This window comes from Xenorhabdus griffiniae (genome assembly GCF_001028135.1).
Lineage (GTDB): Bacteria > Pseudomonadota > Gammaproteobacteria > Enterobacterales > Enterobacteriaceae > Xenorhabdus > Xenorhabdus bakwenae.
The window spans coordinates 1-10,541 of sequence record NZ_LDNM01000160.1 but is presented as its reverse complement, the minus strand read 5'-3'; the positions used below and the strand labels follow the sequence as shown (position 1 = coordinate 10,541).

Below are 10,541 nucleotides of genomic sequence, written 5' to 3'. Positions count from 1 at the left end.
TTATTGGACAGAAGCGGTTGCGGCATAATTGCCCCACACATTTTTATGCTCTCCCCACGCTACGCTTAATTCAATCAAATATAATCTAACCGATAAATTATTTAACCAAAATCCTATTATAAAAATACTTTCATTTAAAATAATATATTTTCTATATTATATTAAATTTTTTAATAAAATAGCCTGCGATTAATTTTATAACATTTTATTAATTAGCTTGTTATTTATTACATTTAGTTACAATCATTCAATATGGTTTTAATTTTTTTATATTTTTAGTGCTTTTTATTTTTTATCTGTTAATATCCAAGATCGTAGTGTCAGAAATAAATAACAACTTTCACTCTGTATAATAAAAGGTATCTATATGAAAGAAATTAATAAAGATATGATGTCCATTATCTCCGGCGCAGGTTCAGAACAAGCAGTTAAACCTGTAAAAGATCTTGCTCCTACTTTAAGAAGTGGTAACTGGCCTACTAAATTCCCACCATTTGTTGTTAAACCCCCTGCTCCTCCTAAAAATTAATAAAAACCACGTAATATTATGAAAATTCCTTACTTCTCGATTCTTGAGAAGTAAGGAAGTATTCTACAGCATTGAAATATTTTTCATATTGAGTTTATTCTTTCATATGAAAGGTTAAAACCCCCGACTTGAGTCGGTCAGATTTAGCTGCAATACTGTGTTGTACCGGAGGTGAAACATGGATTACAGATACGGAAGCCACACGGTATTTTAGATTGAATATCATTTTGTGTTGGTAACAAAATACAGGTACAATATAGTATGATTCATTCAACCGCTGAGTGGAACTATAAATGAAATTTTCGTAAAATTATTTTACCGGAGATTTATCCTATAAAAAACTATCCTTTATAACTGCCATTCTGCATAAAATTTGAAATTTAATTTTATGAAAGATAACTACATGTTCTCTGAAATTAGCGTCATTTTAATGAGTTTATTGCTTTTGGGGTACTTTATAACGATCTTGGTAAAGAACCGCACTTCACGCTAAAAACAACAGTTTCTATCTATTGGGTGGAGATGAACTGATTTCTTGGTTAGCTAAAAATTAAAAAAAACTTTTTAATATACTCTTTATGTTATATTAAATACTTAAAATCAATTATTTTTCATTAATGTCTTTAATGTTTGTCACAAAAAATAAATAAATCAGTGCGAAATAACGGTTATAACCCAACGACAAAAATATGAAAAGCATAAATTAACCTCAACTAGTTAAAGGTACGATACATTATTTTTATATTTTTTGTAGAGAAAACTCAGTAAGTTAGGGCGGATTATTAATGTTATAACCATACTTTTTTTATGGAGTTTAGTACCATAATGATGATGAGATATATTGTTTTTTAAATCAACGTTGAAAAATCTCACTTATACACCACTGTGTATTACATTAAGTATGATAGTCTATTTAATATGGTTTAAATTATATTAATATTGATTTAATGTTAATCAACAAATTAATAACAAAGGAGGTTGCTTTTGTTTCGTCAGGAAGCCATAAATAATCAAAAAACGAAATGGATAGGAAAAGCTCTTTTACTGCCCGGTTTTCCTACTTGGCTATTAATTACATTATGTGTATTATTTTTTATTTTCTTTCTTACGTTTGTAATTTCAGGAAGTTATACACGACGAATTAATGTAAATGGTGAAATTACGACCTCCCCAAGATCTATTGATGTTTATTCATCTAATCAAGGATTTGTGATCAAACAGTTTGTTTCTGAGGGAAATATAGTGAGCAAGGGAGATCCTATTTACCTAATAGATACTAGTAGAAGTACACGTAGTGGAGTTGTTAGTGATAATCAAAGAAAAGATATAAAAAATCAAATTGAACGAATTGATAATATTATATTTCGAATTATTTCAAATAAGAAGACAACTTTAGATACATTAGAAAAACAAAAAGAAAAATACAATGCGGCTTTTGAACGGTCTTCTGACATTATAAAAAAAGCAGAAGAAGGAATAAATATTATGAAAAAAAACATGGATAATTATAAAGATTATCAAAAAAGAGGGTTGATAAATAAAGATCAATTGACTAATCAAGTATCTTTGTATTATCAAAATCAAAACAATATATTAAGTCTTTATAATCAAAATGAATTGAATTCAATACGAATAACAGACATTGAAAGCCAAATACAAACTCAATCTGCTGAGTTTGATAATAGAGTTTACCAAATGGAACTTCAACGCTATGAGTTACAAAAAGAATTAATAAATACAGATGCAGGAGGAGAGGTTATTGTAAGAGCATTATCTGATGGAAAAATAGACTCATTGAGTGTTACTGTTGGGCAAATGGTAAATCATGGTGACAGTTTATTAAAAATAATGCCTAAATCAATAAATAATTATTATCTCACTATTTGGGTTCCTAATGATGGAATCCCTTACATATCTATAGGTGACAAAGTTAATATAAGATATGAAGCTTTTCCATCTGAAAAATTTGGCCAATTTTCTGGAAAAATAGAGATTATTTCAAAAAATCCAGCGTCTCAACAAGAAATGATGACATATCAAGGATCACCTAGGAATTCCAATGCATTATCTATTCCTTATTATAAGGTTATTGTTAAACCAGAAAAAAATGAAATAAATTACAAAAATAAATTATTAACCTTAGATAATGGTATGAAAGCACAAATTACATTATTCCTTGAGAAAAGGAAAATTTATCAGTGGATGTTTTCACCATTATATGATGTAAAACATAGCGCAATAGGACCTATTAATGAATAATTATTTAATTAAAAAAATAATAAAAAAATTAGATATAGGCTTGCTTGATCGTGTACCTGTAGTACATCAAACAGAATCTTCAGAGTGTGGGTTGGCTTGCTTGTCAATGATATGTGGATATTATGGAAAAAATATCGACCTTATTTATCTCCGACAGCAGTTTAATATTTCCTCTCGTGGCTCAACTCTAGCTGGAGTCAGTATGATTTCCGAACAACTTGGAATGAAAACCAGAGCACTATCATTAGATCTCAGTGAAATTAGTGAATTAAAAATGCCTTGCATATTGCATTGGGATTTTAATCATTTTGTGGTTGCAGTTGGTGTCAGACGAAATAGTATTATTATTCATGATCCAGCTAGAGGACGTAGAGTACTTGGGTTAGCTGAGGTATCTAAACATTTTACAGGGGTAGCGCTTGAAGTTTGGCCTAATAGCCAGTTTACAACTAAAACTATACGCAATAGAGTCAATTTAAAAACACTAATCCAAAATATTCATGGAATAAAAGGGGCTTTAACGAAGATTTTTTGTTTATCTGTTGTAGTCGAAACCATCAATTTAGTAGTTCCGGTTGGAACACAGTTAGTTATGGATCATGTTATTCCTGCCGGAGATTATGGGCTATTAACACTAATATGCTCTGGAATGTTTTTTTTTATTTTACTACGAACTTTAACGGGAATTATTCGAAGTTGGTCATCATTGGTAATGGAATCTCTGATTGATGTTCAATGGAAATCCAGCTTATTTTCTCATCTTATGCACCTCCCATTATATTATTTCGAACGAAGAAAATTAGGAGATATTCAGTCCAGATTCGAATCTCTTGATACTCTAAGAACCACTTTTACCACCAGTGTTATTGGTGCAATCATGGACAGCATCATGTCTATTAGTGTATTGATTATGATGGTGTTATATGGAGGATACCTAACTTGGGTTGTTATTGGTTTTACATCGTTATATGTAATTATCAGACTATTGACATATAGTTATTATCGTCAGTTATCAGAAGAAGTATTGGTCAAAGATGCTCGTGCGAATTCATACTTTATGGAAACACTGTACGGAATATCCACAGTAAAAATACAAGGAATGATTGAGCGACGTAGTGCACATTGGCTTAATTTGATGATTGATAAAATTAATTCAGGTATAAAAGTCACTAAAATGGATCTTTTTTTTGGTGGTGTGAATAGCTTCATATCTGCATGTGATCAAGTTGTTATTTTGTGGTTGGGGGCTAGCCTAGTTCTCAATAATCAAATGACAATAGGTATGTTTGTAGCTTTCGGTTTATTCAGAGGGCAATTTTCAGATCATATAGCATCACTGACAGATTTTTTACTTAAATTTCGAATGATGAGCTTACACAATGAACGTATTTCTGATATCGCATTGAATGATATTGAGAATAATAAACCAGATATTTTATATTCACATGATATAAAACCTGTTTCTTTAAGTACTATCGATTTGAGTTACCGCTATGATAGCCAGTCTCAATACATTTTCAGGAACTTGAATATTACTATATTACCAGGAGAAAGTGTAGCTATTGTAGGGCCATCTGGCGCAGGAAAAACAACTTTGCTAAAAGTGCTTTGTGGATTATTCACACCTGAATCAGGAAGGGTAATGGTTGATGGTAAGGATATAAAAAACTTGGGAACTAATAATTACTATAAAATTATTTCATGTGTAATGCAGGAAGATAAACTATTTTCCGGATCAATAAGAGAAAATATTTGTGGATTTACTGATAATGTAGATGAAGAATGGATGTTAGAATGCGCTAAGGCAAGCTATATTCACGATATTATTATCAAAATGCCCATGGGATATGAAACACTAATTGGAGAGTTGGGCGAAGGGCTTTCCGGGGGGCAAAAACAACGTATTTTTATAGCAAGAGCTATTTATCGTAAACCTAGAATTATTTTTATGGATGAGGCTACAAGCCACCTTGATAGCGAAGGAGAACACTTTGTAAATCAAGCGATAAAAAAAATGGAGATTACAAGGATTATTATTGCACATAGAAAATCGACAATAGAATCAGCGGATAGAGTAATACACATATAACTGATGTGATACTTTTTCAGTGGTAAACAGTGGAGACCATAAAAAAGCCTGGGGCACTTTGTTAAATTGGCGATATAATGAACATCCAAAGGCACTTGTTCAGTCCAAGACTTCACCCTGAAAATCTATGTCATGAAAACCGCCCTTATCCTAGCAGCAGTATATGAACAGGGTGATTGGAGGCTAACGCACAGTGATTTGTCAGGCAATTCCGTATGCACTAAAAATGCTATCGATATAAAAAGGGAAAAGGTATGAGCGATTGGGAGGCTGTCCCTGTATTGGCTGCATTGGATCTAAATGAATTAGTTGACTTTTACACAAATAAACTTGGATTTCATTGTGATAATATTGTTCCTAATGAATATGCGATAATTAGCCGAGGGGAAGCTGAAATCCATTTTTGGGCATGTAATGATCAATACATTGCAGAACACACTTCTTGCTATATTTTTGTGAAAGAAATTCAAAGTGTATTTCAAGAACTACAAGCGCAGACTGAAGTCTCTCCGCTTACCGAAACTTCATGGGGCATGTTGGAGTTCCACTTAATAGATCCAAGTGGAAATTTACTTAAGTTTGGGCAGCCTGTTTAACGACCCTGTTTCTAAATTTGTGTAATTGCCTGTTTCGATTATGTTTAACTAATCAACTAAGACAGGTGATAAAATGGACGAAAAACAGTTACAAGTTCTGGCGACTGAGCTGGCTAAAAGTCTCAAAACCCCGGAAGATCTCAGTCAGCTCTCCCGTTTCCTCAAAAAATTGACGGTCGAAGCCGCACTTAAAGCGGAATTAGCGACGCATTTAGGGCATGAAAAACATCAGCCAAAATCCGGCTCTAATACCCGTAATGGCTACTCTTCTAAAACTCTCCTGACTGACGAAGGCACATTGGAATTACAAATTCCCCGTGATCGGGAAAGTACGTTTGAACCTCAAATTGTGAAGAAAAATCAGACCCGTATCACAGGTATGGATGAGCAAATATTAGCGTTATATGCCCGGGGAATGACGACCCGTGATATCGCGGGCGCGTTTAAAGAGTTGTACGATGCGGATGTTTCACCCGCCTTGGTTGCCAAAGTGACCGATGCGGTGAAAGAGCAAGTCACGGAATGGCAAAATCGCCCACTGGATAGCCTGTATCCTATTGTTTATCTCGACTGTTTGGTGGTCAAAGTCCGTCAGGATAACCAGATTATCAATAAATCAGTCTTTATCGCGTTAGGTATCAATACTGAAGGACATAAAGGGGTTCGCTTGGAAAACGGAAAATATCCTACGTTAAGGCTTTCTTATATACAAATTGGTATCACTCAAATTCTGCTTAGTTGTTCAGCCCAGCTCTACTCTAACTGGGCTGCGGTATCATGTTATTTTAGTGATTAGTCCTGAGTAATTATTCCATTAGTTTTTATATTCATTACGGATAGATTGACTAGATGCTTTTCTTTTGAAAGAAAAGACAATAAAGCTAGTTATCGCCATCAGGCAAACACTTATTGCAGCATAAGCCATTAGCCATTCAAAACCAGAAATTAAAGCGGTGTGAATAATTTCATCAGGATCTGTTATATGGCCTAGACTTCTTTCTACAGCAGTAGTATCTCCAGTCGCTATTTTTTCTGCTAATTCTCGTATTTGTTCGTTACCTATTAAATTTAAATGGTTATTTAAATAGACGATAATCCCTTCAACTAAAAGAAATCCCATTACCGCAATATTAAATGCCAATGAAATCATACGGGCACTGGTGTCAGAACCCGATGCCATTCCTGCTCGTTCAACAGGAACTGATGCCGTTATCGTATTTGTTGCTGTCGTGTTTGTTGCACCGACGCCTACGCCAGCTAACATACAACCAAGCAGCATTATCCATTCTCTCTGGTTATGCCTATTGGCAATAATCATTAAAATAAACCCCGTGCCAATGATGAGGAGCCCCAGAGGGATCACCATTCTTGGTTTGTAACGAGCGACCAAACGCTCAGCGAATGGAGGAATAAAAAGGGTCGGTAATGTATATGCCAGTAATGCTAAACCTGTTTCAACGCTGTTATAACCCAAACCTAAGTGAAAATAGATAGGCAGGTAGATGATAAATTGGCCAAAAGCTAAAATTTTGTCCCATTGACCCGAATAGAGCACCAGAGAAATTACGAATTTTGAATACAGAAAATTCAAACATAGCTTGGCTATTAGCACGTTCGACAAATACAAAAGCAATAAAGCTCAGAATTGATAACCCAATAATACTTAATGCTTCTACACTGTTAAAACCTAACATCGGCCCTTGAGTAATAAATAATACCAAACAGAAAACACCCATAGATAATGTCAATATTCCTTTTAAATCCAATTTAGCAACATTGATATTACGTGATTCTTGTACCCCTTTTACACTCAATAGTAAGGTGATAATGGATAAAAATACGTGAATTAAAAATACCGATTGCCAATTTATATAAGTCAGAATAAGGCTGCCGATTATCGGTTCGAAACCAAGCCCTGCACCAAAAACAATCCCCCAACAAGCAAATGCATTGCCCCTTTCTTTTCCATCACGAAATTGGTTAGAAAGAATCGATATCTGGCAAATCAACATCATCGCAGCACTGAGTCCCTGTAAAAAACGTGCGACAATAAGAACAGTTGCACTGGTTGTAAGGCCGCAAATTAAAGACGTAACACCAAAAAAAACAATACCGAGAATAAATATTTTCTTACGACCATAACGATCTGCGATTGTACCAACAGCCATTAAAATGGTTGTCATTGCGATGGTATATGCAGTCATAACCCATTGCAGTTGGCTAAAACTCGCACTCATTATCTTTTCTATCGTTGAAAGGACTGGCGGGATGCTTGATATCTCCAATCCTAACATAAGAGCAGATAAACAAACTGCAATTAAAGCATATTTCCCCTGCTGCATAGATGTAATATTCATAACAACACTTTGATTATATAGATAATATTGGTAATTTAATTAATGCATTACTTTTTAAACAGGCCTTATTCACAATAGTATTAATGAATTATCTATATATCAATGTTATGATTTTGTATTTCTATGACAACATTATGGCATGATTAATGAATCGAATGGCGCTAGATGTAGAGTCCGTAAAAGCATTTATTTATATTATTGATTTAAAAAGTTTTACTAAGGCAGCGGATGCATTAGGGACAACTCAGGGCGCGATAAGTGTTAAGTTGAGGCGACTAGAAGAACGATTAGGTTATAAATTAATTGAACGGACGCCCAGATTGGTCCGGTTATCAGCCCAAGGCACCGTTTTTATTAACGCTGCAAGAGAGTTTATTGCTGCACATGAAAGAGCCATAACGGCTCTTTCATGTGAATGTCGACGTTTCAGGTTAGGTATTGCAGAACATGTTGCAGGGCCTGAGATTCCTGTATTATTGGCTAAACTAAATGAACGAGATCCCGCTTTAACCATTGAGGTCAGATTAGAAAATTCAACTCAATTATTAGAAGCCTTTGATAGTGGGGAATTGGATGCGGTTATTGTCAGGCAAGATGATGATTACCGAAGCGGTGAAGACCTAGGCCCTGAACATTTTGGTTGGTTTGCGGCTTCAAATTTCCATCAACAGCAAGGAAAACCATTGAAGCTTGCTTCATTAGCACCTTGTTGCCGTTCTCGGAATATTGCCATTGATGCGTTAGATAATGCAGGAATAGAATGGGTAGAGGTATTTGTTGGGGGAGGTAATGTTGCTATTATGGCCGCAGTATCAGCAGGTCTCGCGGTTTCTGCTTTTTCATGTCGCCTTGCTCCCCCTGATGCTATTGAAGTTGGAAAAAAATTTGAATTGCCGGATTTGCCCTCTTCTAGGATCATATTACATTCAAAACTCACGGATCAACGTTCCAAAGAAGCGCTACGTACATTAGCAGCTACCTACCGCGAGCATGGAACTTCCTAAATGCCTTTTCATAATTATGAGACTTCCATATTTCCTATTCCTTTCCAGCTACTTGCTGAAGCTGTATTCAAAAAGAGCTTAATTTTTTTGATCAATTGCCACATGTACTGGCAACAATGATTTCGTGTGACCGTTTCATGCAACGACTGCCATAACCGTTCTATTTTATTCAACCAAGGCGAATATACCGGAAGAAATAACAGCGTTACCGTTGGATTTTGTGACAACCAATCTTCAACGAGCCGACTGGTATGGATTCTGTAGTTGTCTAAAATAATTGTCAGTGTTTTTGCGTGACGATAATGGGCTTTTAACTTTTCTAACATATTGATAAATAATTGAGAGTTTTTTCTTCCGTAACCAGTATAAATGATTTCTCGGGTTTGGACATGATAACAACCCGCAAAGTAATATTTTTGATTTTGGCCCGGGGTAATAATCCGTTTTTGCTGGCCTTTGAAACACCAGTCTGAACCCATCTTGGGGTTAAAGTGGATATCCACTTCATCTTCATAAAACACCGGATTTTCGCTTGAAGCCTGCAATAATGCCTGATTAATACGCGCCATTTTCTCTTCATACTCCGGCTCAGGCAGGTTTAATGTCGGGGCGGCCCGCCGCCAAACGATCTTATTTTGACAAAAGAACCGGTAAAGTGTACTGATTGAAATTTTCACATTAGCTATTTTTTTGATTTGTATGACAAAAAGTTCAAGACTCCAACGAGAGCGGATATATTTGAACTGCTGGGGAGAAAGCGTCAACAAGTAGGTGATTAAAGGCAGGAGACAGGTTAAGTTCCATCGGCGGGGACGTCCCGAAGGCTGACTTTGTAACCCTATCCAGCCGTCAGTTTTGAAACGTTTTATCCAGCGCCATACGGAAGATTCTGCGGCGCAAAGCGCTTCAACGATTTGGCAGACCGATTTTCCCTGAAAGCCATCAGAATGGCCAGAATGCGAATGCTGTACTGTTTATTACGTGTTTTTTGTGCCGTTTTTTTTCATCAGGCGCCGTTCATGACGGGAGATTGGTGGTAGGATAGGCATAACTCAGTCCTTCTTTTTGCTTTTTTGTTTGTGGAAAATCAAAATTCGCAAAAATTGGACTGAGTTTCTTTGATACTCCTACCATTTTGAAAAGGCATTTAGTAGGAGGCCAAGGGGGAACGGGCATATTCAATGCTAGGCCTGTTTTTTTATGCACATTGATATTATCTGAATTCTAACTACCGATTTTATCCGTTTCCTTTCACGCCATCAGAGTGAATTTTTGGTCTGACCCCATATGACAAAGAAGTGTACCCAAATGTCATAGCCTAAAATTATGTTATTTATCCCTTAGATCATTACTTATTTGCCATGTCCATCATGATCAACACTTAAACGTCCGCTTTTGCTACGAATAAAAAACACGGTAAATAATTCAAGTTGTTACCAATGCCACTTTGGATAAAAAATAGTCTTAACGTAGGATATTTTCCGAATTCCAAGCGCACCCCTATATTGTCAATTTGCTGGGTTGCTCTAGACACATAATATCGAAAGTATCGAAAGCGCTTAAAATCATAGAATGAATTTCATTTTAACTCATTGAAATTAATCAATTTACACCCACTCATGGAACCTTTCGCTGAATTGGGCGGTGCGCTGGGAAAAGCTGTATTGATCTTGTGGATGAAAGTCCCACCGTAGAAGGTTAGCCAGA

General features: G+C 35.5%; 7 protein-coding genes and 2 pseudogenes. 6 read left to right on the top strand and 3 right to left on the bottom strand.

Annotation, left to right across the window (positions count from 1 at the left end; all coding sequences use genetic code 11):
- The first annotated feature begins 367 nt into the window (after nt 1-367).
- The 5 genes and pseudogenes from AAY47_RS22135 to AAY47_RS19155 form a co-directional block, all read left to right on the top strand.
- Complete coding sequence (locus AAY47_RS22135; RefSeq protein WP_160300220.1) at nt 368-529, top strand: hypothetical protein; 162 nt, start codon at nt 368-370, stop codon at nt 527-529.
- Nucleotides 530-1,513: 984 nt separating this feature from the next.
- The gene (locus AAY47_RS19170) at nt 1,514-2,788 is read left to right on the top strand and encodes an HlyD family secretion protein (protein WP_047771935.1); all 1,275 of its coding nucleotides are present in this window, start codon (nt 1,514-1,516) and stop codon (nt 2,786-2,788) included.
- Nucleotides 2,781-4,877: a peptidase domain-containing ABC transporter gene (locus AAY47_RS19165; RefSeq protein ID WP_047771934.1), complete on the top strand. Its 2,097-nt coding sequence runs from the start codon at nt 2,781-2,783 to the stop codon at nt 4,875-4,877. Before AAY47_RS19170 ends, AAY47_RS19165 begins: the two co-directional genes overlap by 8 nt.
- A gap of 254 nt (nt 4,878-5,131) precedes the next feature.
- Nucleotides 5,132-5,473, top strand: a complete 342-nt coding sequence (locus AAY47_RS19160; protein ID WP_047771933.1) for a bleomycin resistance protein — start codon at nt 5,132-5,134, stop codon at nt 5,471-5,473.
- 73 nt (nt 5,474-5,546) lie between these two features.
- Nucleotides 5,547-6,131 (top strand): annotated as a pseudogene (locus AAY47_RS19155) (IS256 family transposase); the annotation flags it as partial.
- A 156-nt stretch (nt 6,132-6,287) separates the two neighbouring features.
- Here AAY47_RS19155 and AAY47_RS23105 read toward each other — a convergent pair.
- Nucleotides 6,288-6,947, bottom strand: a complete 660-nt coding sequence (locus AAY47_RS23105; protein ID WP_255334711.1) for an MFS transporter — start codon at nt 6,945-6,947, stop codon at nt 6,288-6,290.
- The gene (locus AAY47_RS23100; protein ID WP_255334708.1) at nt 6,937-7,830 is read right to left on the bottom strand and encodes an MFS transporter; all 894 of its coding nucleotides are present in this window, start codon (nt 7,828-7,830) and stop codon (nt 6,937-6,939) included. Before AAY47_RS23100 ends, AAY47_RS23105 begins: the two co-directional genes overlap by 11 nt.
- A 146-nt stretch (nt 7,831-7,976) precedes the next feature.
- On the opposite strand from AAY47_RS23100, the gene AAY47_RS19145 reads away from it, so the two are divergent.
- Entirely contained in the window at nt 7,977-8,834 is an 858-nt protein-coding gene (locus tag AAY47_RS19145) for a LysR family transcriptional regulator (RefSeq protein ID WP_047771932.1), read from the top strand.
- Nucleotides 8,835-8,848: 14 nt separating this feature from the next.
- Here the strand turns inward: AAY47_RS19145 and AAY47_RS19140 are convergent.
- Nucleotides 8,849-9,883, bottom strand: a pseudogene (locus AAY47_RS19140) (IS630 family transposase).
- Between the last annotated feature and the right edge of the window lie 658 nt (nt 9,884-10,541).

Excerpts from the sequence above, each read along its gene's own strand:
- AAY47_RS22135 (WP_160300220.1), top strand. The coding sequence starts at position 368 with ATGAAAGAAATTAATAAAGATATGATGTCCATTATCTCCGGCGCAGGT.
- AAY47_RS19165 (WP_047771934.1), top strand. The coding sequence starts at position 2,781 with ATGAATAATTATTTAATTAAAAAAATAATAAAAAAATTAGATATAGGC.
- AAY47_RS19160 (WP_047771933.1), top strand. The coding sequence starts at position 5,132 with ATGAGCGATTGGGAGGCTGTCCCTGTATTGGCTGCATTGGATCTAAAT.
- AAY47_RS23100 (WP_255334708.1), bottom strand. The coding sequence starts at position 7,830 with ATGAATATTACATCTATGCAGCAGGGGAAATATGCTTTAATTGCAGTT.
- AAY47_RS19145 (WP_047771932.1), top strand. The coding sequence starts at position 7,977 with ATGAATCGAATGGCGCTAGATGTAGAGTCCGTAAAAGCATTTATTTAT.